Below are 25,935 nucleotides of genomic sequence, written 5' to 3'. Positions count from 1 at the left end.
TACCTATTGTGTTCAACAAGATTACCAGATTCCTTTTCTGCCGGCCAAAAACAATGCATACCCCATTGCGGCGAACATAATACCCAAAAATCCTATCATTGGCAATGTTGCCTCTTTAGGGATAGAGAAAAAGGTAACACCCCATGCATACAGAAAGATAGACATTACATCGAACACTACAAACATTAGGATATAAGAATAATACTGCATCATAAAATGAGATCGTCCTTCTCCTGAAGGAACTTGACCACATTCCATTGGAAGAAATTTTACTGGATTGTACCTTCTTCTTGTCATCAACAACCTCGACAAAACTATTGAAGGGACCCCAGCTAAGATTCCAAATCCAAATAAATATAATATTGGAAGAAATTGCGTAGCGGTTTCTCCTGCCAAATTAACAGTGGCTGACAATAGAAGATATTTATATCTTCTTATTTGATGCTCATAGAAGAGACTATTTGTTTAGTACGAGCTTAAACAATTGTTTAACAATCAGTTTGGGATGGTTAAGAGCTAGTTTGGTCATTTTAGTGTATGTAAAATCTGATTTAATAAAATCTAAAAATTCATCTATTGACAATTCTTTTATTATTTCAATTTCTTTGTCCCATTCTGAGTCAGAAAGACCAAGCCATCTTGATTGAACCTTTAATGCTGATTTTATTTTTTTTTCAAGGAGGGTTTTATTTGCTACTTCATAGGGCCTCAAGGAATCTTGCGACGAATCGTGTTTCAAAGATTCAGCTCCTACCTTTCCGGCCAAACGTCCAAACTCAATTGCATATCTTATGCCTTCTAACACAAGTGGATTTGCCTGACCTACGGTATCTCCAACCATAATCAATCCATCAAAAACACTATTTAACCGCAATCCTTCATTTGGAATCATGCCGTAATGTAACTCCAAAGGTTGAATTTTTCCAAGTTTATCTAATGGAGGCAACAGACTTTTCATGATTTTGTTCAATTTAGCTAATGGGTCAGTATTTGAATTTGGTTTTCCAATGCCCACCCCTATTCTTACTCGATTTTCTGATAACGGAAAAAGCCAAGCATATCCGGCCTCCGAATAAATCTGTCCCACCATAAGGCACATAGTTTCTCTATCTACACTATCACAATAGCATTCATATTCTGCTCCAATGCCATATCTCTTCCACGAGTCGACGTATCCTAATTTCCTTGAAACAAAACTACTAAAGCCAGATGCATCTATTACTAAAGTCGCCTCCACATCCAATGATCCGCTAGGAGAATTCACTTTCAGGATGCTTGAATGTCTTTGTGAATTTTTTTGAACATCAATAACTTGGCTTTTCACAAGCAGATTGCTACCCTCGGATGCTGCTTTTGATGCTAGATATTGATAAGTTTTCCTCACATCTAGAACACATGCGGAATTAAAAGTACCTGAAATCATGATTTGATTAGTGGGTGATACAAAGGAAAAATTCTTGATAGGATTATAGTATTCCTCTGTAATACCAAATTTTTCAATCTCCTTGATCCAGGTAACACCACTGGTCCTAATATTATGACCAAAAGAAGGATCCTTCTCGAAAAGGATCACATTTGCACCATGTTTTGAAGCAGAATATGCTGCAGATAATCCTGCTGGTCCTCCCCCTACTATCGCAATGTCATATTTCAATAAATTAATAATTTATTCTCCAAGGGGTATTATACATATTTCTTTGTTTAATGTTATGATTCATTTAATAATCGTATAGGAGGATCCAATTTCTAATAAATAACACCCTACTCATCCGACCTTGATTCAAAGTAGATGCACAGACCATATTCTTGATTAAATATATTTGCAGGACATAGTTGGGTTACAAGTAGTTACAACCAGACCTAGATATACTAGATAAGAGGCTGGAGAATTTGAATAAATTATTTTCTCACGACTTTGATTTAGTAAATAAATAATAATTATGCGCACAAACGGTGTTTAGTTTGATATTTCTGCGAAAACGCCCCCATGAGGAGGATAAAAGGGAGACTAGGCAATTAAATGAAAATATCCAGTCAATCATTAAATCGATTGAAGAAATCAGTGATGAGCAGAGAGAGATAGTAAAGAAATTTAAATTAGAGATGGAAGTATTCGCTTCTGAGAGATCACTTGAGAGTTGTGTACAAACGCTTAACCTGTCAATGCAATTAGCTACTATTAGAGAACAATTGGTAGAAACGTACAAGCATTATTGTGGATTATTAGAATATGAACTAAAAATGGCTTTGGACAAAGAATCCAAGAATACCGAATCGCGAAATCATGATTGAATAATAATTACAAATGATTATAACAAAGCGATACCTTAATTGGGAAAACTGGATGGTTGTTTTACTCTATTCAATTAAACATGATCCGATTTCTGATCGTTCCCAATCCCTCAATAGAAATTTCTACTATATCATCATGTTTCAAATATCTAGGTTCTTTCATTGACATAGCTACTCCAGCAGGAGTTCCAGTTGATATGATATCTCCAGGCTCAATTGTTATAAGATCACTCAATGAAGATATTATTTTCCTTATAGGGATAACCATATTGCTACTTGATGAATTTTGCCTTAATTCCCCGTTTACCTTGGTTGTAATACGTAATTTTTGAGGATCTTGAATTTCGTCCTTAGTCGTTATCCATGGCCCGCAAGGAGCAAACGTATCAATACTTTTCCCTCGTGTGAATTGTTTATCCCTAAACTGGATATCTCGCGCAGAAACATCGTGGAATATCATGTAACCAAATACGGCATCTAATGAATCTTTCTCAGAAATTTTTTTTACCTGTCTTCCAATAATTACTGCTATTTCTGCTTCATAATCTAGCCGCTTTACGTAGGAAGGAGAGATGACATTTCCGTGAGGAGAATTTAACGCTGTTCTTGGTTTTAAGAATATTACAGGTTCTTCCGAAGGAGTCAATCCTGCATCACGGGCATGATCATAATAATTGAAAGCTAGACATATAATTTTAGGCGGATTGGGAAGAGGAGCTAATAAATCAACCTCATCTATGGGCAAATCATATGTAAGTCCAGATCCAACAGAATTTATTTCTGAAAGCCAACCGCCAAATAAGAATTCTTTAATTCGCGGTGGTATTGGGACTCCAGTCTTTTCCTGAATCTGTTCTTTGGTAATAATCTTCTTTCCATCTTCTGATACAATGCCGTATGTTTCTACTGAATCTTTTAATCTAATTCTTGCTATTTTCATTTTTTTAAATCACCTATGTGTAAATATTGCAGTTGAACTATCATCAATCCTACAGAATCCATATCTAACAAATTGAATGGCAGTTCCCAGCTCAAGTTTTGATATATGGGATTCTGATAATCCGCAATCTTCTATTAAATTATTTTCGTTGTATTTGTCTCCATGGTATAGCGCTAGTGGTCTTAAGATCCTATAATTTTGAGAGTCAGAGTTAGAGACCCATTGAATCTTTGGAATATTGTGAGAAATTTCATTTCCCTTATTTTTTGCATAGATAATAATGTTGCGGCCATCTACACCGTCATTATTCATATTGAGATTTTTTTCAATTGACAGAATTTCTATGTTGCATAAGTCCATTAATCTTAATGTATCTCCGATTTTTAGTTTAATTGCATCATCGTTAGATATATAAATTATATTTCCCACCCGTATTAACCTCTTACCCATGTCAAGAGTAGGATGATTTCTTATCTCAACTGTATCGATGTTAAGCGAATCTATGTTTACCTGGACGGGATTTTTGACAAAGTAGAGTCGTGGTGCTTTGGAATCCAACAGTTTCCGATTAAATGACTCCAATATTTCCATCGAGGGTTTGGTTTCAGATAATGTAATACCGAGTGAAAGAACAAATTTTCTAATTGCTTGGGGTAGTATTCCGCGCCTCCTCAAACCTAATAGTGTAGGCAGTCTGGGATCATCCCAATTCTTTATTATGCCCTTTTCAATCAATGGTGTAATTTTCCGCTTAGAAACCGGAATGCCTTCAAATTCCAACCTTGAGAATTCAATTAGCTTTGGTTTTGTTAAAGAAAGATTGTCCAAGATAGAAAAATATAATTCATTTCGTAATTCGTATTCTTTGGTCCTAAAGGCATGAGTAACCCCATCAAGGCTATCTTCTACAGGGGCGGCAAAATCATAAGTAGGCCATAATGAAAATTCTGACCCTACCTTAGGGTGAAGGCCCCCTGATATGATTCTAAAAAGAGTTGGGTCCCGCATTGCAGTGTTTAAACTGGACATATTTCCTCTGTACCTAAGGATTGCGGGGTTCTGATCATAATTTCCTGAGATCAAATTTTCAAATTCATACAAATTATGTTCAATCGAATTATTAGTACATTCACACGCGATAGCATTTTGGCGATTACTCTTGATATTTTCTTGCGAACATGAACAAACATATGCAAAATTTCTCCTTATTAGCTTCCTACCATATTCATAGATTTTGAGAATATCATCAGAAGTATTTTTAATTTTATCTGGTTTTACCTGCAGCCAATCAAGACCATCTTTTATGGCATGGTAGTATTCAATCTTTTCTTTTAGAGGGTTGGTATCATCATATCGCAAGATCAATTTTCCTCCATACTTCCTAGCATATTCTTCATCAATTACTGCCGCTTTGGCATGTCCAATATGAGGATAGCCATTTGGTTCTGGTGGAAATCTTGTTACTACTTTACCTTGTATTGCCCCATCCAAATTTGGGAGTTCAAATTCGATACCCTTTCCGGATATTGTTTTTTTTCTTTTGTTTTCTAATGCCTTTTGGGTATTATCGTTTGCCGCCGAGCCACTTTGGATGTCTTCTAAATAATGATTCTTCTCCAAAATAATTGAATCATATAGTATTTTTTTTTCTTCAATCGATAGTCTGTTTAATTCACCGGCAATTTCTTTTATTTCTGGGACTAAATCTATTACATTGATTTTCCCTATCAAGTACTTTGAGATTGAAAAAGTCTTTGAAATAACAACGTCAATTTTTATTGTGTTGTTAAAATCTATAGCGTTTTTTAAGGCTATCAATTTAACGGTATTGATAAATTTCTGATCAGAGGTCAATATGAACTACAAACTCCGCTCTACGATGTATTTTGCAGAATTTTCTAATGAAATTAAGGCAGGAGAACGGTCATAGGATTGCAATGTTTTGAAAGCTTCTTCAGCGTAGTTGTTGGCAATGTCACGAACTTCCTTATCGACTTTAATTTCAGCGATTTTTTTTATCATCTCCGCAATTACAGAATCTTTGGCATTCTTACTGCCAAATAGCTGTTTTAGTAAATCCTTATTGGTAGAACTCAGATTCTGAAAAGCCAATAAGATAGGCAGAGTTTTTTTCCCCTCTCGTATATCATTTCCTACAAATTTGCCAGTTATTTTTGAATCTCCATGAATTCCAATTAGATCATCTATTAATTGAAATGCAACACCAATCTTCTTCCCATAGGCAGACAAATTTTCAAAGTCTTTTTCAGTAAAATCTGGCGATGATAACGTGCCCAATTCGCATGAAACTCTAAACAGGGCAGCAGTTTTTTTTTCAATCATTTCAATATACGATTTAGTTGAAGAAAATTCGTCATCCTGTGCCATTTGTATATCCAAGGCTTGTCCCTCGCAAACATCCGTACAGGAAGAGGATAGTATATCAACCATCCTTAGTAGGACCGATTGATCGATTCCAACTTCTTTACCATGAACAGATATTACCTGGAATGCTTTGGAAAAGAGAACATCCCCAGCTAATATTGCCAAAGGTATTCCGAATTGCCTATGCACTGTCGTCACGTTATGCCTAATGTTATCATTATCCATTATGTCGTCGTGAACCAATGTAAAATTATGAATCAATTCTATAGAAGCAGCAGCAGGCAATGATGATTGTAAATTACCATTGAGAAGTTCGCAGGATTTTATAGTCATAAACGGTCTCAGCCTCTTACCCCCACTCTTGATATAGTGCAATGAAGGCGCATACAAAACAAAAGGTTCGCCAGAAATATTATTGAGAATAAATTGATTTATTTTAGAAGCAACAAAATTGATTTCAGTTTTTATTTCTTCTGAACTCATAACTATTCAACATACTTGCTAATTTATCTTTCAATATATATCTTGTATTAACTAGAGATTCAATATTAGATGTACCTAACAAAAACATAGTACCTCTCAACTGTGCTAAAATCAATTGTGTAAATTTGTCCAATTCATTTTCGGACTCTGCAGCCTTCTTTAAGAAAGGAAATGCCATTGCACACATTTTAGCTCCAAGCATCAAACACTTGGCTATTTCTAGGCCATTTCGAAGTCCACCCGAAGCAATCACAGGGATGTCTACATATTTTGAAGTTAATAAAACACAGAGAGCAGTCGGTATACCCCAGTCCCAAAACAGGTTGCCTAAATTGGATTTTAGATCACTCTTTACATTATCTGCTCTTATTTTTTCTATCCCAGCCCAGCTAGTGCCTCCCGATCCTGCAACGTTAATAGCTCTTATACCAGCGCCTTGGAGCCTGACTGCAACTTCAGGCGAAATTCCTGAGCCCACTTCTTTGACTATAATGGGAATCTCTATGTTGTCTCTTAGTGAGGTTATTTTTTGTAGAATACCCTTAAAGCGTGGCTCCCCCTCGGGTTGAATTAATTCTTGTAGTGGGTTCAAATGTATGGCTAACGCGTCTGCATCAATCATTTGTATGATTTTTTTGACTTCGTCTTTTGACAGCCCTTCAGCAAGTTGAGCCCCACCTATATTTGCAATCAAGTAAGCATTTGGGGCAACACTACGGGCAACAGAGTAACTCGGAATCAGCTTGTCACTTTTCAGCCCAGCCCTTTGACTTCCAAGTCCCATTGCAAACCCATATTTCTCTGCAATTTGACCAAGCCTCTTGTTAATCAATAATGCTTCATCAGTGCCACCGGTCATCGAATCAATAATTATAGGAGCAGAAAAGCTCCTACCAAGAAAAGTGGTATTCAATTTTATATCCTCGAAGTTGATTTCTGGCAAGGCATTGTGGATCAAATAAACATCTTCCAAAAGAGTTGTACTTTCTTTGCCTTGGACCTGTTCCTTTAGAGGAATGTCTATCCCTTCTTTTTTTCTTTTCTTAATTGTTTCAACTTGTTTTTCTGAAAGGGAGGGATTATCGCGATCCATTTGTAACTCCCTTCCAGAGATTTGAATACCTCAATTTCCTGCTAACTCCCAGAACTGGTTCTTATACATGTACCGATGTACTCACGATCGTGAATTATATCTAATATTCTTTCTGGATGGAAACCGTTTATCAAATATACCGGACGCCCTGAATTTGCAATTTGAATAGATTCAGTAATTTTCCGTTTCATTCCGCCAGTAACATCAAAAGTAGAATTAGAGTGTCCTTTTTTTCTCACCCCTTCCAAAAGAATATTGCTAGTTCCCATCTTATCGACTTGAATTTCTCGAATTATTTCTCCTTTCGTAATATCACTATATACTCCATCTACATTTGTGGTGAAAATAGAGAACTTTGGATTTAACACCTTACACAGCATGGACATGATTGTATCCCCGGAAAGGATCGAAAAGTTATTACCCGAGGTATAAATTACATCTCCAAACGTAATGGGTATCAGATCATTCTCAGTAGTCATATCAAGAATATTATGTATCCTTTCAGGATCTGCCACACTATTGAATACGAATGCAGACGGTTGAATCGAATAAGGTTTTAATTTAGACTCTATGAATTTATTAATAATTATGTGATTTAGTTTAATCATAGATTCATGAACTACTGATACACCTAGATCTGAATACGGATATGGTTTGGTGTGCATATCATATTTTACAGACCAATAGTGGCCAAAAGATCCCCCACCATGAACAATAATAATCTTGAAATTTTTATTAATTTCACCCAACACCCCTACTATTTTTTCAATCCCATTGAAGTTTGGGGTCAATGGTTTTTCTTTGAATGTAACGACGGATCCGCCTAGCTTTATAATAATTAAATTACTGCTCTTCAAGATGTATTTAATTAATGAAATATCAAGATATTATTAACTGTGTGATTTAAAAAATATTTGATAATCTAGATAGTCGTGTAGTCTATTTTTGATGAGGTATCTAATTTTTGAAATCAATCCTTAGGCCCTCAGGATCAATCTTTGCAAAGAAATATTTTAAATTTAGCAAATCCAATCTTTTTAGTATTTTTTTGGGTACTGATTGATCCTCCTTGTGTATAAGCGATAAGACCGAGCCCCCACCTCCTGCCCCTGTAATTTTTGTTCCCAATGAGCCCTCAGAATTGCAAATATTAACTATCTTATCAATTATTGGATTAGACAAAGACAGTTTCGCGAGAATCTCGTGGTTTCTATTTAAAAGTTCACCAATCTGTCCAAGTTCTTTATCCTCAAGGAAGCTGTAAACTTGATCATAAATACTTCCATATTCATTACATAGGTTACTAAAAGCATTAGGATTGTTATTTTTGATTTTAGATACTTTCTCTATCATAGAAAATGTATCATGGGAGACTCCACTATCTATTATCAAAAACTGGTAATCGCTGAAATCCGCTGAAATCCTTTTAAAACCGTTTGATTTATCAAATTGTCCCAAACCTCCAAATGTGCAAATATTACAATCAGCCCCTGAAGTATTTCTATTGATTATTTTCTCCGCGTTAATAGATTCAAAACAAATCATATTCTTATCTACTTTGTTATTTACTAAATGGTAAAGGGCAGCTGTTAATGCAACACAAAAAGCTGAAGAGGATCCAAGTCCTCCTCCTAGCGGAATTTCAGAGTCCAAATGAATAAAAATATTATATCTGGGTTGCACATGAATTGTAGTACTAGTCACCAAATATTTAATAACATTGTACAATTTCCTGATGGTTTCGTAGAATGCCTTGTCTTGATCTGGTGGGAAGATAAGTACTGAATCCCGTACGGTGGCTCTAAAACCTAGATTTGATTCAATTTGAATGTCGTTGCCTGTAGAGGGCCAGAAAATTACTTTTACTTTAAAGAACCTATTTATCGATGCAATTAATGAAGGATATCCATAAACCACAAAGTGCTCTCCAAAGAGGATCACTTTCCCTGGTGCTATTGTTACTATCTGTCTTTCAAAAGTTTTAGCATGTGAAATCAATCAAACTCATCCTCCCCCTGCTCCTTGAATCCGCTAAAGCATTAGAATCGATGAATATCCCACCACAGACGACCTATTGCCATCGATATCGCCGCTTGTAAGATGTTTTAATAAAATAACATCAAAATTTCCCAATTGTTTTGAAAATTCTATAGCAGTAGCTACGCAACCATATCCACAAATATACTGAAAATAGTTTTTTAACGTATTGTAAAAAGACTCTACATCCATCTTGGTAATCTCCGAAATCATTTTTTTGTCGATGGCATAGCATTCCTCATAACCTAGGTAGTGAGTAAAGTTGGTTGTAGCAATTAATACAACCCTCTCATCTTGTGGTAATATACTTGCTAATAACTTTGCCAATTTTATACAAGTGTTTTTGTCCTGCTTTCTTTGGAGTATAGGTAAAAATCTGAAATTATTCTTCTTCAGAACTTGAATAAATGGTAACTGAGTTTCAATTGTATTATCTATTTCAAAAGAATATGAATCTACATGTATAAAGCCGGTACTACTTTTCTTTATCAAATTATCTGCCATTATCTCATTAATTTGTGCTTGACCTAATGGTGTGTTCCAATAACCATGATCCATCAGGGAGATCCCAGGGCTTGTTCCACGATGATCAGAAGATAATATTATGAAGTTTTGGCATTCTATTTTATCTATTAGATAATAAGTAAATGCAGCCACAAAACCAGAGTAATCATATGAGCCATGAGGAACTATGAATGTTAGGATCTTCTTATTTTGGATATACTCAGTTACCATTTGTAAGAATTTGCTATCTTCAGGGGAAGAATTTAAAAGTGAAAAAAAGTTTTGAATCGACTCATTCAATTTCCCATAATCTTTAGGATAAAAAACGCCACTAAAGTTATGTTCACGTGTCAAAACTTTATTAGATTAACTCTTCAACTAGTTTTGCCTCGAAATCATCTATTGTTAATGGCATTTCAGAGTCAGATTTTATCTTCCCTTGTTTTTTGAGGACTTCTTTTGTCAAAAGCCAATATACTGTGGCAAGAGCTTTCCTGCCCCTATTATTTGATGGTATTACCAAATCTACTTTAGCGGTAATATTGTCACTATTTGATAAAGCGATTACGGGGACCCCAGCTCTTGTCGCTTCTAATACCGCTTGCTCATCGGCTTGCGGATCTGTGACTATAACTATTTCAGGTTCTAAATATTTTGGTAGTGAAGGATTTGTAAAAGTTCCGGGCATAAATCTTCCAAATATACCACGAGCACCCGTCAGTTCACAAAATTTTTCGATTGGTGTTTTTCCGTATTCCCTTGCAGATGTGACTGCAACATTGGCAATATTAGTTCTACCAATAAATTTAGCGGCAACATCAATTCGGGCAAGGGTTTTACTAATATCAAGTATGTATAACCCTTCTGGATTAGCACGAGTTATGAATGATGTCATAAATTTAGTTTTAATTGGAGTTCCCACTCTGATTCCGGTTGATAATATCATTTTCTCTAAATTATTAGGATCTTCCAATGATTCTGATTGTTCTGCCATTTCAGACATGCTGTTGCTGCTGCTAGATTCCTCATTGCCTATGGTTGATTGTTCAATTTGATTAGAACTTTCAGAAGTTTCTTCTGTATTAACAGTAGTATTCGTTGAATCTTCGTCCTCAGTTTTGGAAGGATCATCATTAACTGTTTTATCAAGTTGTTCATTATTAGAATTATCAATAGAATCCAATTCTTCAGTATTCATATTCATTATATACTGCTCCATTTAGCCATTCCTTCTATTAAACCATACTCTGACACTCTTAATAATTCATTTAATTTGGAAATCCTTTCACCGCCTACTATTCCAGTTTTTATCATTATTGAATTTGTAGCGATTGAAATATGAGAAATATGACTATCAACCGATTCACCCGATCGATGGGAGGTAATGATTTTGATATTACTCTTGTTACATTCTTCTGCAAATAACATGGCATCATATAAGGTGCCTGCTTGATTTACCTTCAAAATTGCTCCAGAACATGCCTTAATTTCAGCCGCAATCCTAACTCTATTTGTGTTTGTAACAAGCAAATCATCACCTGTAATGAAGCATCCAGGGTTATCCCTAGTAATAACCGACATGTTCTCAAAATCCTCTTCATGTAACGGATCTTCCGCATAAACGAGGTTGTAATCACGGATTAATTTGTTAGTATAGTCTATCTGCTCCTCTGTTGTTCTAATGATGCCCTCACGTCGGTAATCATATACTTTCTTGTGGTTATCCCATAAGGAAGAGCTTGCGAAATCTACACCCATTCTAACTTCTTTCTTTGGATCATATCCACAGTTAATGATTGCGTTTTCAACTAGTTCAATGGCGCGATCATTCACAATAGCAGGCGCCCAGCCACCTTCATCTCCTTTTCCATACGTAAATTTACTGTCGATTTTTTCGATACTTTTTTTTACCTCCTTGTGAATCTGCGAATTCAAAGAGATTGCTTCAAAGATAGATTTCGATTTGATAGGACATATCAAAAATTCCTGCAAGTCAGGAGTTCCGGGCCCAGCATGAGCACCACCTCCCAATACATTCCCGAGAGGATAGGGGAAACTAATCCTATCCATTTGAGGATTCAAGACTTTGTAAAATGGAATATTCATGGCTCTGGCAGCTGACTCCACAGTGGCTATAGTAAGAGCGTAAGCTACTGCTCCGCCAATATTAGAATAATTATCAGAGGGATCTACTGTTTTGATTACATCGTGTAAATTTTTGAGATCTGTGCTGTCAATTCCAATAAATTTATTCTTTATATTTCTAAAATTTTTGAGGGTTTGCTCTGGATCATTTTGAACAAAGCTTTGTGCCTCATACATTCCGACGCTAGCACCGGAGGGAGCACAAGCCCTTCCCTGAAATTTGTTGTCAGACTTAACATCAATTTCGATGGATTTATCGCCTCGGCTGTTAAAAACTAACCTTTCCTCAATCGAAGTGATTTTAGGCAATGTCTATCATTCCATCTCAGATTGTATCTCCGCCCTTCGTTTCCGCAGAGATTCATAATATGGAATGACTTGATATATGGTCTCTACACTCGAGACAAACATCCTTCTACAACAATATCTTGTAATTTTTAAAGAATCCATAATTTTATTCGGTTCTTCTCCCTGTTTTAACCGGGTTAAATATTCATTATAGATATTAGCTATTAGTTTTCCACATGTAAAGCATCTTACTGGAACAAGCATGGTATAAAAAAATGAACTCCATAATAAAAATCATTCAAAATCACGTTATAATATTATTGGGAATATTCAAATTATCCTTCCTATAATAAAAGGTCAAAGCGGGAGTCGCCCAGCTTGGCCAAAGGCGTAAGGTTGAGGGCCTTATCCCTTAGGGGTTCGTGGGTTCAAATCCCATCTCCCGCATCTGATATGACTCTTTAACAAGATCCTATAAGCGGCTAGAATACAGACATAAATTACATGGACAGAAAATAGTCATTAGATGGACATTATACCTGCTATATCAGCACCTGAGTTTAAAGATATCAACAATTGGAACGATAATTCCAATCATAGTATAAAAGAATTAAAGGGTAAGGTAGTACTTTTGGATTTCTGGACATATACTTGTATTTTTTGCTTAAGAACCATCCCAACGATAAAGAAGATTAAAGAGGAATACTCGGACAAAGGTTTGGTTGTTGTTGGAATTCATTCCGCTGAGTACGATTTTGCCAAAAATATCACTAATGTTGAAAGGGCATTAAAAGAGTTAGAATTAAATGAATATATAACTGGATATGATACCAACAATAAGACTTGGGAGGTATATGGAAATTCATACTGGCCCAAGCACATTCTGATTGACAGAGACGGGTTTGTTAGATACGAACATCCAGGTTATGGGACATTTGATGATTTTAAAGAGGCATTGAACGATTTGCTCGATCTTCCATACTCGGACGCACCGTTGGTACAGCAAAAGGGAAAATTATCAGATTCACAGGATGATTTATTCAATGAAAATAACAAGGAAAAAAATGAGGTGACCAAAATATATGGAATGCACTTTACCGGTATGGCCCCTGAGATCTGTGTTGGTTACTCCCGTCTTACAAGGTTTGGTAATAATCAGAAAGCTAAAATTGATGAATATAACGTGTTTAATGGACCTGTAACCGTGTTGGATAATACCGTATATTTAAGAGGCAAATGGAAATGGAATAGAGAGGGTATAAAGGCATCATTTGACCATAAAGAGAAGCAGCCAGCAATCATCTTCAAATACAATATGGCTTCGAATGTGAATGTAATAGTTGCAAGTATAGACAAAAAGCCTGCATTTGCAAATATCAAGCTTGATGGTCAATTTTTAACTGATCAACAATTAGGATATCATACAAAAAAGGATAGTAGTTCCAGTTTTTTCGAAATCACATGGCCACATATCATGAATATAGTTAAGACATCAAATCCTGAAAGTCATATATTAGAAATACTACCTACTACAGATAATTTTTATTTTTATACATTTGTATTTGGTTAGAGCATAATGACAGTCAGAGATTTTAGTTATAGATGCCTGTTGAGCAAAAGGTAAGACAAGATGAAAACAAACATGTATCTTTGAGTATGTGAACATTACAATATGACAAATCAAGAAGGCCATGATGTAATGGAAGTCAGAGAGGGCCACAAACCCTTCGATTTTGAGTTTCAAAACTCTAAAGGTGAAAAATTCAAGTTGTCAAATCTACTAAATCAAAAGAAAATAGTTATTTACTTTTATCCAAAAGATTTTACACCTGGTTGTACCGTAGAGGCCGAGGAATTCACTAGAGACTATGATCTGTTTGAACAACAAGGGATCGAGGTTATCGGAATAAGTCCGGATTCGGAGGATTCTCATATAAAATTCAGATCGAAAATGAATATTCCGTATATGCTAGCAGCTGATCCTAATAATGAAATTTCGAAGGGTTACGGTGTATACGGCCTCAAAAAATTCATGGGTAAGGAGTACTATGGTATTACAAGGTCAACCTTTCTTGTTGATCAAACTGGTAAAATTGCCAAAATATATTCAAGCGTTAAACCTAAAGGTCATAGTAGAGAAGTCCTAGAATTTTTTAGCGAGGAATAACACTTTCATTCAACTGCAGATGCTGTTGTATCAAAACCATAAATTGATAAAAGAATCCGATTAATTTGGATTTCGGTTGCCTCATATTGGATAAAATAGTCCATTTTGAGATTTATTTTATCTGCATTTTTACTGTTGAAACAATAACTGACGTTGTCGTCTTTGTCTCTTTCACGATACTCTTGAGTTAATTCAGAAACCTCTAACAAGATAGCATTACCGTGTCTATTTAAGTCAGCCAAGACCTTCGAGTTTATTTTAGGTTGAAGTAGTATTTTGACCATCTTATTTATGAACAGGATAATAAGCAAACGCATCTTTTGAAATTTCAACTTAAACACATCATGATCAGGTAATGTGGGAATGTATTTACATACAAGAAACTGATACTCGTCTAAATTCTTAGTTATAGCAAAAGAAACGCCTACTCCGTCTATTTTACCTTTCAGAGCATTCACATCCTTGCAATTAAGCAATACTTTTCCTGATGGATCCTTCAGTAACAGATAGTTAGATGAGATACCATCAGAAGCCAAAAACTTCTTGCAAGATGTTGAAGAAATAATTGAATTTGTAACAAGTGAGTGCATGGATTCGGTCAAAATTTCAGTCGTATTTAGATTATACTTTATACTATATAGAAATTCGGATGTTTATCGGTAAAAGATGAAAAAGACACTCTCATCAATTCTCAGAATGTTGATATCATAAGCGGTATGTAGATTCACTTGAGGACCATTGGTACTCATGAGATGGTTAATCGAACACCTCTTGACTTTTAGAATTTCGTAATATATTATATAACGATTTATATGTTTCGTCAATTTCTCATAGAGTATTATTTGGGATCCAACATGAATTTGGTTTGCGATTGTCCCTGTCATAAGAAATACGGTGATAAATCGATTTGTCAAAAATGTATCGAAAGACACAAAGGATCTCCTTACTATACTATTATTAAAAAGTTCAACTAGACCAAATCATCTGTTAAGAGTATCATCCAGGTCTCCTCCAGTTTTGTGTAGGGTTCATTTAATAATGATTCGTCATGACAAAATCGTTATGAGATCTCGTAATTTCCAGTCCGATAATTAAAACACTTATTAGTTAATAAAAATTATGAAAACAAAATATTTAACTAACTTGGCTTAAAACAGAGAATATTATGGTAGTAGACAATAAGGCAACAGTTTCATATATTAGGGTTTTAAAGGAAGACCTTGCGATTTTTCATGTTAAACCAAACGATGGCCAAGTTCCAGACTTTAAACCTGGTCAGTTTGTTACCTTGGGTTTGAATGTTCCAAATGAAGGTAAAGTGATAAGAAGAGCATATTCTATTGCCTCACCTCCCGAACAAAAAAAATACTTTGAACTTATAGTACGGTGGGTTAAAAAACCACTACCCGGAAGGCTTACAACTCAATTATTTGATAAAAAAGAAGGTGACGAAATTAATTGGGTCAAACCTACTGGCATTTTTACAATTAATGAAAAAATGCCTGACGGCGGTCCAGATAACAGAAGACTAGTTTTAATTGGGGGTGGAACAGGTTTGGCCCCATTCATATCATATTCTCTGCACCTAAAATCCAAAGGGACTAAAAGACAAATCATTGTCCTTCACGGTGCAAGCTATGTCGATGAGCTAAGTTATAGAGAATTATTAACCGAGCTGGAGGAGGAGAGTTTGGATAAAGGTGATAATGCATGGAATTTCAGATATCGAGCTAGTATAAGCAGACCTCAAGAATGGTTCAATAGGTCCTGGAATGGGCACAAGGGGAGAGTGGAAACTTTCCTACGTCCAATGCCAGGTAATGATAAATCCCCATTGGAAGAACTTGTAGGCGAGAAAATTACTCCTCAAAATACATCATTTTATGTGTGCGGATGGCAGGGAACTGTAGATGGAGTACTAGATTCACTTGTACCAAAGGGTTTTGTAACCGAAAGGAACAAGAGAAAAGACGGCACATTTGATGTTAAATTTGAATCGTACGGATAAACCTCTTTTTGTTATAAAGTTTATTTAACCTACTTTCAAATAGTTAATTTAAATGAAATTTGAATTTGAAGAATTCGAAACTATCGAAGATGTTTTGATTTATTTGGTTTCTGTAGCGCCCTATATGAAACAAATCCTTCCAATTAGTTCTTACAAAGGATATGTATTTTCGATGGTCCCTATTACCCCGTTATCAGGAGAGACACTACTGATGATTTATACTAAGGGGAATCTTGAACGCGGAATGTACGAATTTGATATCTCTGCAAAAAAACATAAATTAGTCAATGTTATGGAGAGAGCTGACAAGAATTATTTTATTGTCATCACTCCTAAGAGGGACACCATTGCTGATGTAGCATTAAGTCAAATTAGTTCAATACAATAGTTTGTCTTTTTTTCCAAGAATAAATCTTGGAAAAACATCAAATATTCTCGCTCAATTGAGCTGGAAACAAAACATGTAACTAAAATTCTAAAATAGATTCGCTCTATTTCATAATTTTGGAGGCATTGGAGCGGTCACAGAACGCGGCCTTACATATTTTGCAACAATATCTTCAGCAGGTTTTCCTTCAAATAATCCCTTAGAGAGGCCACGCAAGTATTTCATAATGGCCCACGTTCCAAACTTTATTAACATTGCCATGAACACTTTCATAGCAGGTCCGTACGACTTGTTACGAATAATTATAGGTATAATATCGCTTATAACCCTAAGATTGTGTTGCCAGCAGGTCCAGAAAAGCGCAAATTGTGATTCATTCAAATTTCCAAAGTGCATTGAATTTTTCTCAGAGAAATCCTGATATAGCAATGGGGCGACTAATCCTCTCATACGCATTTGTCTGAAATCCTGGATCAAATCAATAGTGTATTGAGTCTCATCAGGTGTTTCATCGGGCCATCCAATTATCAGTGTTAGTGCGGGGAACCAATGATTTTGATTTAATATTTTGCATCCCTCTCTTACAACTGCTCCCCATTCTTCTGGTTGAAAAGGCCTCGTTTTTACTCCAAGATGTTTTTTTACCATTCGTGGAGCGACAGTTTCAACTCCCAAGTTAGTGGCAAGCCAACGACCATTATTTTCCATATCATTTACCTGTGATATACTTTTTATCAAATCTGGAGAGGAAGCAACGGCAGACAATGTCATGTGAGTGGTACCCACAAAATTACTCCTACCGATTTCAGGCCCTTCCAAACACCCAAAATTGCATCCTGATTTGGTATAAAATCTTTGTTATCACAGCCATAAAGAAGCATTTCATCTGATTGCAGCCAGATAGAATCGAAACCATATTGCAAGTTTATTTTCGCCTCCTCCTGTAATCTTTCTAATGGAATATCCTTCTTAGATCTCTTATTGACGTCACAAAAATCACAACCTCGTCCACAACCTCTCATGGCTTCAATTAATGAGTTAATCGTTGGACCACGTATAACAGGAATATTCTCTATATTGCGTACAAAAGTATGCAGGAGTTCGGGTGCGTCCCCAGCTTCCAGGTCATGGAACAAATCTAAAGCTAATTCATCAGCCTCACCTATCACAACGGTGTCAATTCCATGAATCTTCATCCTCTCAGGTTTAGCTAATTCCCAAGACCCATTACCTCCAACGACAACTTTAAAATCATATTTCTTTTTTAACTGAATGATTGAAGCACACATTTTTTTAAATTTCATTGCCACATAAGATAATTTTTCAGGGGACATAGTAGTAGTAACCGGAGCCATTCCCAACGGATCCATGACATTTATTCCAACAACCTTGGTTTGTGGTCCAATACACTTCTCCAACATTTCCGGATGTGCTAGGAATACCTCACTTTTATCATACTCTCGTATTAATGCACTTTCGATACGACGTAAACCACATTGGGCAACTTTGATTTCGCCAGTATTCTTATCAGTTTCAACACTAGGACAAAAAAGTTTATCAAAAACAAATTCAGGGACAAGCTCATATGGGCCACATGCAATAAACCCATAGAGAAAATTACCTCTATAATTGGTCATCAAACTACGATCGGCAGTTAGTACTATTCTTTTACCAGCAACCATTTTTTAATCTATATCCGCTTCTATTAATAAAACGTAGGTATAAAATTATTTTCATAGCATTTAGAGTATGCGGAGTAGGACAGTAACTTTAGAAGCATCCGTGTTAATAAAGGCCTCTTCTTCTGCCTTTTAGTATTATGGATTTCAGTTGACGGTGATCTAAAAGTGAAAGCGCATCTTGATAAGTAGTCCATTTGAAACCTTCGTGTTCATTTGATATTGTGACTTCTCTAATTGGAGTAGTTGCAAAATAAAATTTTACTTCCTTCTCTGATCGAATTCCATCCGCTCTAAAGTATTTATATTGAATTTTGCCGATGTATTGGTGTATATCTAAATCGACGATCCCGGTTTCTTCCTGTACCTCTCTCTGCAATGTCTGAATTTCATTCTCGCCTCTTTCCTTGTGGCCTTGGGGAAAACCCCAAAATCCCCGTTTATTTCTCAAAAGTAGAAATTCCGAATGATCTCTATTAAATTCAACAGATTGATATCTTATTATTGCACCCACTGATAGCTCTATCGTCACTCTTCTCTATCCCAATTACGTAGATTGTAAAGTAATAAATATAATACTGTTTCTATGGATTTTCTCGTACATATAATAGGTAAAATTTCGTTTAAATGCAGAGGAGAATGTCACTGAAGGAGTTACCCCAGAGTCAAGCAGCCAATATACTCCTAATGAATCATAAAAAACATAGTCCATTTACCCTCTTTTTATCTTCAGCCATATACCAACAAACAGTTAGTTTTATGCATAATAAAGTGCGAGGTGCGAAATTTGAACCCTCAAAACCTCATGTAAGATTCGAGCCTGTTTTTATACTATGACGACTGAATGGCGTTGTGTATGATAAAAGACAGTTAAGAAAAGATTATCTTTTCATAATAGTAGTCGCGTATACTCTAATTCTCTCAAGTTCAATAATTAGTAACTATGGTTATAGTGGCGTTACTAATGTAGTGCGTGGTCAAGCAGGTTCTGATCAAGCCAATTCAAGCAATAATACCAATTTAGTGAATATACAGGATATTCCATTAGAAAAAGTCCATGTTGGAGATATCGATATTGCATACAAAATATTCGGTAAAGGTGACCCGATAATTCTTCACAATGGTGCTTCCGATAACATGGATGCTTGGGATCCGTCCTTTCTAACTCCTATCTCTTCAAATAACACAGTAATAGTGTTTGATAGTCGCGGAGTTGGAAATACAACAGATGGTTCCGAGCCATATTCTATACAGTTACTCGCAAATGATACGGCTGGTTTATTGGATGCTTTGAAAATACCACAGGCAAACATTTTTGGATATTCTCTGGGTTCATTTGTAACCCAGCAATTTGCAGTTATGTATCCTGAGAAGGTCAATAGCATTATACTTGTTGCTTCAACCTGTGGTGGTAAAGATGGAATACCTAAACCAGCCGAGTTTATGAAATCGATGTCCGAAATGGCAGATAAATCTCTAAACAATGAATCTATTTCTGAGGATGAATTAAAAGCACTTGTAACTGCCTCCTTAGGGGCGGGATGGATAAAATTGCATCCTGAATCTGTTGACATTCCAGAAAACTTTACATTCCAACAAATGAAGCCAGGTCTTTCACCTGAAGCATTGAACAACCAGAAGGACGCCGGATTTGCTTGGGAGTCAACCGACTGGAATGGCGCTTGTAACGAGCTTGCTAAAATAGCCAAACCCACATTGGTCATAGCCGGAACAGACGATAATCTCTATGTCCCACATGCAAATGCTTTAGTCATTGCAAGCAAAGTTCCAGGGGCCTGGCTTGTACAGATAAAAGATGCTGGTCATGCAGTAATGGATCAGTATCCTGCGGAAATTGATATGATTTTGCAAACATTTCTGTCAACTACAAAATAAATAGTTGACAGAATGTGAACGATGAATGCGGTTCTAGTAATCAATAGTATATTGAATTCTCTTCTTGACAAAATAATGTAAGAAGTATCAATATCTCCGTTACAAAAGTTTCAACGACTAGTGCCATATTTGATTATCATCGTTTTAAGAAAATCAGTATAATATAGCATCAGGTCAGACCTACTTAGATATTACGAGATAAAATGGTAACTCTATTAACATTTATTTCAGCTTTGGCATTACCTGCAACATCCTTTTTACCTTTCAGAGACATAGATAACGTCATAGAATTCGTTTACGGTTTTTATCTCCCTGTTGAATAAAGTGTAAATCCTTTATTTATTCATCATCATCATGATCCACAATAATAAGCACAGCATATTTAATTATTTAATGCATTATCCATTCATTAAACACACTGATTGTATTCGGTAGTTATGCGTGTTTCCGCCACAAAGCATCATCGAGTATTATAATGTATCCGGACGGAGATTCGACAACTACAAAGTGTTAACGTTTTATAAAATGAATCAGCATATAAAGAAACATTCGATTTAATTAAGCAGTAATGGTCTATTACTATGTTTGATACATGCTTGACATCCATGATATAACGATGGAGCACAGTCATATAGTACTGCGTTCGCCCATACTCGATGATTTGAATGGCTTATGTAATGCAGCAGTTGATGGAGAAATTTGGAAAAACCCATTCGCATCATTCCCAAGTATTGAAGAAATGTCCATTTATTTACAGAACTTGATAAAACATGATAGTACTAGTTTACCTTTCATTATAGTCGACAAGCATTTGAAAATCATAGTTGGGACCACTAGATTTTTAAATATTGATCACCAAAATTACAGAGTAGAAATAGGGCACACATGGATATCAAAATCTTATCGGAGGTCCCCTGTAAATACCGAGGCTAAGTTTTTAATGTTAGAACATGCATTTGAAAAGCTAAATTGCATTGCAGTAGAAATTAGAACAGATGCGCTAAACCAAGTATCAAGAAAAGCAATTGAGAGACTAGGTGCAAAGCAAGACGGAATTTTGCGAAATCACAAGATAATGAGAAATGGGAGGATAAGAGATACGGCATGCTATAGTATTATTAATGAAGAATGGCCGCAAGTAAAGGTGAATTTGGCAGAAAAACTCAGAAACTAGACAGCAATGATTGCCCATCTAAATCAAAATATCATCCTATTCGAGATCTAAAAAATTTAATACCATTAAAATTAAAATTTCGAAATAGAATTTTACTTTGATATTTCTAACTTATTGAAAAATCATTTTTATTCATGAGCGATATGAAAAACATCTCTATCATAGCCGTATTCCAATGTATTTTTAACCGTACAGTTAAAAAATAATCAAAGGCTTCAATCAAAATCTGATCTTTAGGGATACTATTTTGATGGCCCTTAAAACCAAGTTACTGACTTGATAACAGTTACGGATAATCATCTTAGACTGATTTTTATATATACGCTACTCGTAAAGGTTTTACCTTTAGAATGACTCTTTTCTCACCTGGCGCTCTGAATGGATATTTGTCTTTGTCTAGATATTTTTTTGCCATTTTGTCTATATGTCTGTCAGCTTCTTCACCGGCTATTTGGTCAATGACTTCTCCCCTCAAGGTTACCATATGATAAGGATTATTGCGATCTACTAGGGAGATAGCTATTCTTGGGTCTCTTGCTACATTCTTCTGTTTTACTCTACCTAGAGCGGTATTGATGAAAATCTCATTACCTTGTATATCGATCCAAGTAGGGGTTATCTGTGGAAATCCATTTTTCATTATAGTAGCAACAAACGCCAGGTTCTTGTCTTCAAAAAGATTCTTGATAGGAGGTTGACTAATATCGGTTTGGTGTTGACTCATACTTAGTACATATATTACTTTTCACTATGGTTTTTAAACACATCCCTTTAGGTATATTTAATCAAGAGAACTTGTCTAAATCGATACGAAACAGTATAAGCTAGCAATAAAAAATACAAGTCTAATAATACTGGAACTGTACTTTTTCAGACGGGATGGACCTTATTTAACACTAGTATAATCCGAAGCATCTGAATATTTTTTTTAATATAAAATCATATCAAAAATATTGTTTCTATGGAATAATGAATAATTTCATAATATTTTATTATCATACTCTCAAACAGACGGCATTTATTCATCGAATTCGCGCCAAAACCCCGATCAACGATATTTTAATAGTGCTTTATTGATATATAATTATGACAAAATTGTTTACTTTACAATCTGATATTTTCCTAGAATGTGGTGAATATCACCAAATTAGTGAATATTTAAATGATAAAATTAATGCCAAAGAACAAGAATTCTTAACCGAAGCATCTGCGTTTTATGAAAAACATAGGCATGACTCAGACGACTCAGTTTGATCCAGATGGATTAAAATTTAAGATTTTTAATCCAAAGGAACATCAACTACCCCGCATAGATTTCAGACAAACAAATGGTGAGGACCCGCTAGCAGTTCAAGAGTATTATGAGAATTATATCTTAAGTGGCAAATCTGATACTGATGAGGTAAAATACGTAATAAAGTACTTTGACAATTGGATAGGTTTTTTTTCTATTCATCTGATTAGGTTGCATATGAAGGAACCTGAATTTATTCCTCAACGCGAAGTAAGAGGGAAGAACGAAGCATTTTATCAAAGACCTACCTGTGCACTCTTGATAAAGAAAATAGGTATCGATAAACAATACAGATGCTATGGAATTGGAAAATACATAATGCTATTTTGTATCGGCCTGGTCCAATCAATAAACAAAGATAAACAAATCAAACTTCTCATATTTAAGACGACAAAATCGTTGGCCGAGAAAATTTATTATCCAAAATATCAATTTAACTTTACAAGAACGAGCGGGAGATTGGTATGGGCATTTAAGAGGATTTGCTAGATTTGAGTAAAATAAGCATATGAGATTCTCAGATGAATTTATAAAGTTTCACAAGTATATTAATGCAGAAAATCTTTGAATTTTCGTGCATGAGAGAATTCTTAGATACAATATACTCTCAGGTACTTAATCCGACTGTTAGGAATATTGTTTCCTAATGTACGCCCTTAAATAACTTTTAAACTAATTGGATTCTATTGTTACTATCAATTCATCTTCATCTAAAAAGTCTATTTCAGAATCTTGCTTAGTTACACTTGAGGGATTACAAGTTTGTTTAAATGGACATTTTATACATTTCTATTCTTCAGCTACCTTTGGCAGCTGAATGTCGCTATTGGCATCAAGCGCAGATTTTAGCAAAGAAACTCTTTCGAATTTCTTCTTTTAAAATATCACGGATAGGAGATCCTTTTTCTAATAGTACGGTCCAAGACTCGATTTCAGCCAAAGTGCCTTCTCCATCTTGGTCAGTTGCTTTAGGAGAAAAGAATTAATCCCCACCACTGTCTCGTTTTATCCAGACCATTCTTCGGTTGTTTGCATAACGAATACAAAGTATCGCGGTATCATATTCAGCAATAACCAAATAATACAATAGTTGACGGAAATAGGATTTAAACTGCTTGCTATCTGGTTTTAACCTCTCAAAGCTCTTTGTATCTTTGAATTCAACGATGATTTCAGCCTCATTAACCTTTTTTGTGGAAACGGCGTCTTGAGATTCCGTCCTATGAGACTGAGAACCTGTCATCAGATCAGGCCTTGCTATTAGATCATCTTCAAATAATAATTCCATTTGACTTATACCGACGTCTGCAAGCCGTACAAGAACATATTCAGAGGACTCGCCCTTCACAAAATTGTCAATGTCTTCTATAGTTAATTCATAGTCTTTAACAGTACGAGCATAAAATGCTTTTCGCAGACAGGATCCAAAGAGTATATCAGAGTCATGAATCTTATCCTGGGGCTTTCTTTTCCTAGCTCCATACAAAACCTTAAGATTTGTACGTAAAAGATGTAAAAATCTAATCTTTGGATATTATGATTGGCATTTCTTTTACTAGTATTTATGTTGTTAGGACTTGCCCATACTAAAGCGATCATGTTTAAGGATTGAATCAATACAAATCCGACAAAATTTACTCTTAATTAATGGATAATATTTCAGTTTATATTACCCGATGTATTATAAATTCTGTTTGCATTATGATCCCTGCTAGATAGCAAGTGTACTCGTGTTCCCGTGTAAAATTGCTGTCAAAGCAGGACTGCTGTCATAATGCAAATAATCACTTTTTTAAAGATAAAATGAAAACATATCCTTCCGAACCTAAGATGGAAATCTGAAAGTAAGAAAACTCTTTTAGCATTTGGAGGACCATATCTCAGCCTAAATCAGAATTTAGCTGACTACAATAAAAACAAGAAACGATTACAAGATGTGTATAACGAGTTCTGTAACAGTTGATGCCGCTGATGAGCTAAAGTCACTATAATAACATTTTTCTATGTACTTAATTCCATTGTAAAATACGAATGTTTTCTGTTGAACAGATTAAATTTTTGTTGGTATTTCTCGTTTATCATTTTCAAAGCATTGTACTGATTTGAAGGTTGATGTTTGACCTGGTCTGGTTCATATCAATTCGCACATTCAGAAGGTTAAATTCAACTATATTGCATTCTATGACTGAAAAATTCTTTAAATTATTTAGAATTCAACAATTAGATTGAAAAAAAATAAAACCTTGTATCTATTTTTTATTTGTTTAGAAAAATGTTCAAAAAATAAGTTAAATTGGCAAGTCAGCCAAGATAGGTAGTAATATTCAGTTACAATTTAAAAAAAATCATGATTTGATTATAAAATCAGAATTTTAAAAGACTTCCCAATCGGTACAAATTTGTCTTACACTGATCGAAATAGACACAAACCGTAATTCTCTTTTACTATTATCCAGACCGCTTAATAATATGATACCCAAATTCGGTCTTTACAGGCTCAGACGTAACTTCTCCCTTTTTTAGCTTGAATGCCGCCTCTTCAAAAGGTTTGACCATCATCCCTTTTCCAAAGAAGCCCAGGTCGCCTCCTTTTTTGCCACTTCCTTTGTCAATAGAAAACTCCTTAGCCAGGTTTGAAAAGCCTTCCCCTTTTTTCAATTTTTCTAATAGCGACAATGCTTCGCTTTGCTTCTTTACCAAAATATGATAACATTTGATTTTATCAGCCATCTTATTCTACTCTCAATCTAAATTGAAATTCTCGAAATAAATAAACATTTTGAAAGAGTGGGAAACTCTAGACAAATTCTATATTAATTTTGCTGGGCTTAAGCATAAGCACAATTTGTATAGGTTCCTCACTTGTAAATTCATTTTCTAGTCTATAAATATAACTAGTACTACGCATAGTATTCTTTCATGAGCGATTTTGCCTTTTTCAGATTTGCAAGTTTGAACATGTTAACCGAAGAGGAAATAACACATAAGAACGAAATTGTGGATATCACTGAACAAGTCTTGGATGCAGAAGGTATTGAATGTGATTCAAGGATATCAAAAATTTCAGAAGATCAGCTAGCGGAGATTCTTGAAAAAATCAGAAAAATTAGAAAAAAGAAGGTAAATCCTGAAAATGAGATCACCAATTAAGAGAGAATGTAT

At 35.2% G+C, this 25,935-nt stretch carries 28 protein-coding genes, 1 tRNA gene and 1 pseudogene; 12 read left to right on the top strand and 18 right to left on the bottom strand.

Annotated features, from left to right (window positions below):
• Positions 1 to 21: 21 nt before the first annotated feature.
• Positions 22 to 396 (bottom strand): NADH-quinone oxidoreductase subunit A, encoded by a 375-nt coding sequence (locus AB0A59_RS05500; protein WP_458747564.1) that lies wholly within the window; start codon positions 394 to 396, stop codon positions 22 to 24.
• 61 nt (positions 397 to 457) lie between these two features.
• Entirely contained in the window at positions 458 to 1,654 is a 1,197-nt protein-coding gene (locus AB0A59_RS05495) for an NAD(P)/FAD-dependent oxidoreductase (RefSeq protein ID WP_458747090.1), read from the bottom strand.
• Between the two features lie 308 nt (positions 1,655 to 1,962).
• Between AB0A59_RS05495 and AB0A59_RS05490 the strand changes: the two genes are divergently transcribed.
• Positions 1,963 to 2,292 (top strand): hypothetical protein, encoded by a 330-nt coding sequence (locus AB0A59_RS05490; RefSeq protein WP_458747089.1) that lies wholly within the window; start codon positions 1,963 to 1,965, stop codon positions 2,290 to 2,292.
• 70 nt (positions 2,293 to 2,362) lie between these two features.
• Here the strand turns inward: AB0A59_RS05490 and AB0A59_RS05485 are convergent, their stop codons facing one another.
• The 10 genes from AB0A59_RS05485 to AB0A59_RS05440 form a co-directional block, all read right to left on the bottom strand.
• Positions 2,363 to 3,232: a fumarylacetoacetate hydrolase family protein gene (locus AB0A59_RS05485; RefSeq protein ID WP_458747088.1), complete on the bottom strand. Its 870-nt coding sequence runs from the start codon at positions 3,230 to 3,232 to the stop codon at positions 2,363 to 2,365.
• Between the two features lie 9 nt (positions 3,233 to 3,241).
• Positions 3,242 to 5,086, bottom strand: a complete 1,845-nt coding sequence (gltX, locus tag AB0A59_RS05480) for a glutamate--tRNA ligase (protein ID WP_458747087.1) — start codon at positions 5,084 to 5,086, stop codon at positions 3,242 to 3,244.
• A gap of 6 nt (positions 5,087 to 5,092) precedes the next feature.
• On the bottom strand, positions 5,093 to 6,100 hold the full coding sequence (locus tag AB0A59_RS05475; protein ID WP_458747086.1) for a polyprenyl synthetase family protein: 1,008 nt from the start codon (positions 6,098 to 6,100) through the stop codon (positions 5,093 to 5,095).
• Positions 6,075 to 7,193, bottom strand: a complete 1,119-nt coding sequence (gene fni, locus AB0A59_RS05470) for a type 2 isopentenyl-diphosphate Delta-isomerase (protein WP_458747085.1) — start codon at positions 7,191 to 7,193, stop codon at positions 6,075 to 6,077. Before fni ends, AB0A59_RS05475 begins: the two co-directional genes overlap by 26 nt.
• Positions 7,194 to 7,234: 41 nt before the next feature.
• Positions 7,235 to 8,050 (bottom strand): isopentenyl phosphate kinase, encoded by an 816-nt coding sequence (locus AB0A59_RS05465; protein ID WP_458747084.1) that lies wholly within the window; start codon positions 8,048 to 8,050, stop codon positions 7,235 to 7,237.
• Positions 8,051 to 8,150: 100 nt separating this feature from the next.
• The gene (gene mvk, locus AB0A59_RS05460) at positions 8,151 to 9,191 is read right to left on the bottom strand and encodes a mevalonate kinase (RefSeq protein WP_458747083.1); all 1,041 of its coding nucleotides are present in this window, start codon (positions 9,189 to 9,191) and stop codon (positions 8,151 to 8,153) included.
• 33 nt (positions 9,192 to 9,224) lie between these two features.
• On the bottom strand, positions 9,225 to 10,088 hold the full coding sequence (amrB, locus tag AB0A59_RS05455) for an AmmeMemoRadiSam system protein B (RefSeq protein WP_458747082.1): 864 nt from the start codon (positions 10,086 to 10,088) through the stop codon (positions 9,225 to 9,227).
• A 7-nt stretch (positions 10,089 to 10,095) separates the two neighbouring features.
• Entirely contained in the window at positions 10,096 to 10,728 is a 633-nt protein-coding gene (rpsB, locus tag AB0A59_RS05450; RefSeq protein WP_458747563.1) for a 30S ribosomal protein S2, read from the bottom strand.
• 209 nt (positions 10,729 to 10,937) lie between these two features.
• Positions 10,938 to 12,188, bottom strand: a complete 1,251-nt coding sequence (gene eno, locus AB0A59_RS05445; RefSeq protein WP_458747081.1) for a phosphopyruvate hydratase — start codon at positions 12,186 to 12,188, stop codon at positions 10,938 to 10,940.
• A gap of 6 nt (positions 12,189 to 12,194) precedes the next feature.
• Positions 12,195 to 12,431 (bottom strand): DNA-directed RNA polymerase subunit N, encoded by a 237-nt coding sequence (locus AB0A59_RS05440; RefSeq protein ID WP_458747080.1) that lies wholly within the window; start codon positions 12,429 to 12,431, stop codon positions 12,195 to 12,197.
• A 98-nt stretch (positions 12,432 to 12,529) separates the two neighbouring features.
• On the opposite strand from AB0A59_RS05440, the gene AB0A59_RS05435 reads away from it, so the two are divergent.
• The 3 genes from AB0A59_RS05435 to AB0A59_RS05425 all read left to right on the top strand — a co-directional run bounded on the left by AB0A59_RS05435 (position 12,530) and on the right by AB0A59_RS05425 (position 14,334).
• Positions 12,530 to 12,614, top strand: a tRNA-Leu gene (locus AB0A59_RS05435).
• 79 nt (positions 12,615 to 12,693) lie between these two features.
• A complete protein-coding gene (locus tag AB0A59_RS05430; protein WP_458747079.1) occupies positions 12,694 to 13,737 on the top strand; it encodes a redoxin family protein in 1,044 nt (347 codons plus the stop codon).
• 129 nt (positions 13,738 to 13,866) lie between these two features.
• Positions 13,867 to 14,334, top strand: a complete 468-nt coding sequence (locus AB0A59_RS05425; protein ID WP_458747078.1) for a peroxiredoxin — start codon at positions 13,867 to 13,869, stop codon at positions 14,332 to 14,334.
• Between the two features lie 5 nt (positions 14,335 to 14,339).
• On the opposite strand, the gene AB0A59_RS05420 is transcribed toward AB0A59_RS05425, so the two are convergent.
• Complete coding sequence (locus AB0A59_RS05420; protein WP_458747077.1) at positions 14,340 to 14,924, bottom strand: hypothetical protein; 585 nt, start codon at positions 14,922 to 14,924, stop codon at positions 14,340 to 14,342.
• A 575-nt stretch (positions 14,925 to 15,499) separates the two neighbouring features.
• On the opposite strand from AB0A59_RS05420, the gene AB0A59_RS05415 reads away from it, so the two are divergent.
• On the top strand, positions 15,500 to 16,342 hold the full coding sequence (locus tag AB0A59_RS05415) for an FAD-binding oxidoreductase (RefSeq protein ID WP_458747076.1): 843 nt from the start codon (positions 15,500 to 15,502) through the stop codon (positions 16,340 to 16,342).
• 52 nt (positions 16,343 to 16,394) lie between these two features.
• Positions 16,395 to 16,730, top strand: coding sequence for a hypothetical protein (locus AB0A59_RS05410; protein ID WP_458747075.1), 336 nt, complete (start codon positions 16,395 to 16,397; stop codon positions 16,728 to 16,730).
• A gap of 108 nt (positions 16,731 to 16,838) precedes the next feature.
• Here AB0A59_RS05410 and AB0A59_RS05405 read toward each other — a convergent pair.
• Positions 16,839 to 18,367, bottom strand: a pseudogene (locus tag AB0A59_RS05405) (B12-binding domain-containing radical SAM protein).
• A gap of 148 nt (positions 18,368 to 18,515) precedes the next feature.
• Positions 18,516 to 18,941, bottom strand: a complete 426-nt coding sequence (locus AB0A59_RS05400) for an NUDIX domain-containing protein (protein ID WP_458747074.1) — start codon at positions 18,939 to 18,941, stop codon at positions 18,516 to 18,518.
• Positions 18,942 to 19,261: 320 nt separating this feature from the next.
• Here AB0A59_RS05400 and AB0A59_RS05395 point away from each other — a divergent pair, with 320 nt between their 5' ends.
• Entirely contained in the window at positions 19,262 to 20,305 is a 1,044-nt protein-coding gene (locus AB0A59_RS05395; protein WP_458747073.1) for an alpha/beta fold hydrolase, read from the top strand.
• 592 nt (positions 20,306 to 20,897) lie between these two features.
• Positions 20,898 to 21,479 carry a GNAT family N-acetyltransferase gene (locus AB0A59_RS05390; RefSeq protein ID WP_458747072.1) on the top strand — a complete coding sequence of 194 codons (582 nt, stop codon included), beginning with the start codon at positions 20,898 to 20,900 and terminating at the stop codon, positions 21,477 to 21,479.
• Positions 21,480 to 21,792: 313 nt separating this feature from the next.
• Here AB0A59_RS05390 and AB0A59_RS05385 read toward each other — a convergent pair whose 3' ends face one another.
• Positions 21,793 to 22,203 carry a PPOX class F420-dependent oxidoreductase gene (locus AB0A59_RS05385; RefSeq protein ID WP_458747071.1) on the bottom strand — a complete coding sequence of 137 codons (411 nt, stop codon included), beginning with the start codon at positions 22,201 to 22,203 and terminating at the stop codon, positions 21,793 to 21,795.
• A gap of 362 nt (positions 22,204 to 22,565) precedes the next feature.
• Here AB0A59_RS05385 and AB0A59_RS05380 point away from each other — a divergent pair, with 362 nt between their 5' ends.
• From AB0A59_RS05380 to AB0A59_RS05370, 3 genes are all read left to right on the top strand, one after another.
• Positions 22,566 to 22,733: a hypothetical protein gene (locus AB0A59_RS05380; RefSeq protein ID WP_458747070.1), complete on the top strand. Its 168-nt coding sequence runs from the start codon at positions 22,566 to 22,568 to the stop codon at positions 22,731 to 22,733.
• Positions 22,696 to 23,262, top strand: a complete 567-nt coding sequence (locus AB0A59_RS05375; RefSeq protein ID WP_458747069.1) for a hypothetical protein — start codon at positions 22,696 to 22,698, stop codon at positions 23,260 to 23,262. The genes AB0A59_RS05380 and AB0A59_RS05375 overlap by 38 nt, the downstream gene beginning before the upstream one ends.
• Positions 23,263 to 23,543: 281 nt before the next feature.
• A complete protein-coding gene (locus AB0A59_RS05370) occupies positions 23,544 to 23,759 on the top strand; it encodes a hypothetical protein (protein ID WP_458747068.1) in 216 nt (71 codons plus the stop codon).
• Here the strand turns inward: AB0A59_RS05370 and AB0A59_RS05365 are convergent.
• Both AB0A59_RS05365 and AB0A59_RS05360 read right to left on the bottom strand, forming a co-directional pair.
• A complete protein-coding gene (locus AB0A59_RS05365) occupies positions 23,756 to 24,259 on the bottom strand; it encodes a hypothetical protein (RefSeq protein ID WP_458747067.1) in 504 nt (167 codons plus the stop codon). The two genes, AB0A59_RS05370 and AB0A59_RS05365, sit on opposite strands and share 4 nt — an antisense overlap.
• Before the next feature lie 962 nt (positions 24,260 to 25,221).
• Positions 25,222 to 25,503, bottom strand: coding sequence for a peptidylprolyl isomerase (locus AB0A59_RS05360; protein WP_458747066.1), 282 nt, complete (start codon positions 25,501 to 25,503; stop codon positions 25,222 to 25,224).
• A 189-nt stretch (positions 25,504 to 25,692) separates the two neighbouring features.
• On the opposite strand from AB0A59_RS05360, the gene AB0A59_RS05355 reads away from it, so the two are divergent.
• The gene (locus AB0A59_RS05355) at positions 25,693 to 25,923 is read left to right on the top strand and encodes a hypothetical protein (RefSeq protein ID WP_458747065.1); all 231 of its coding nucleotides are present in this window, start codon (positions 25,693 to 25,695) and stop codon (positions 25,921 to 25,923) included.
• Positions 25,924 to 25,935 lie beyond the last annotated feature (12 nt).

Source organism: Candidatus Nitrosocosmicus sp. T (assembly GCF_054408485.1).
This window is presented reverse-complemented; position numbering and strand designations above follow the sequence as displayed.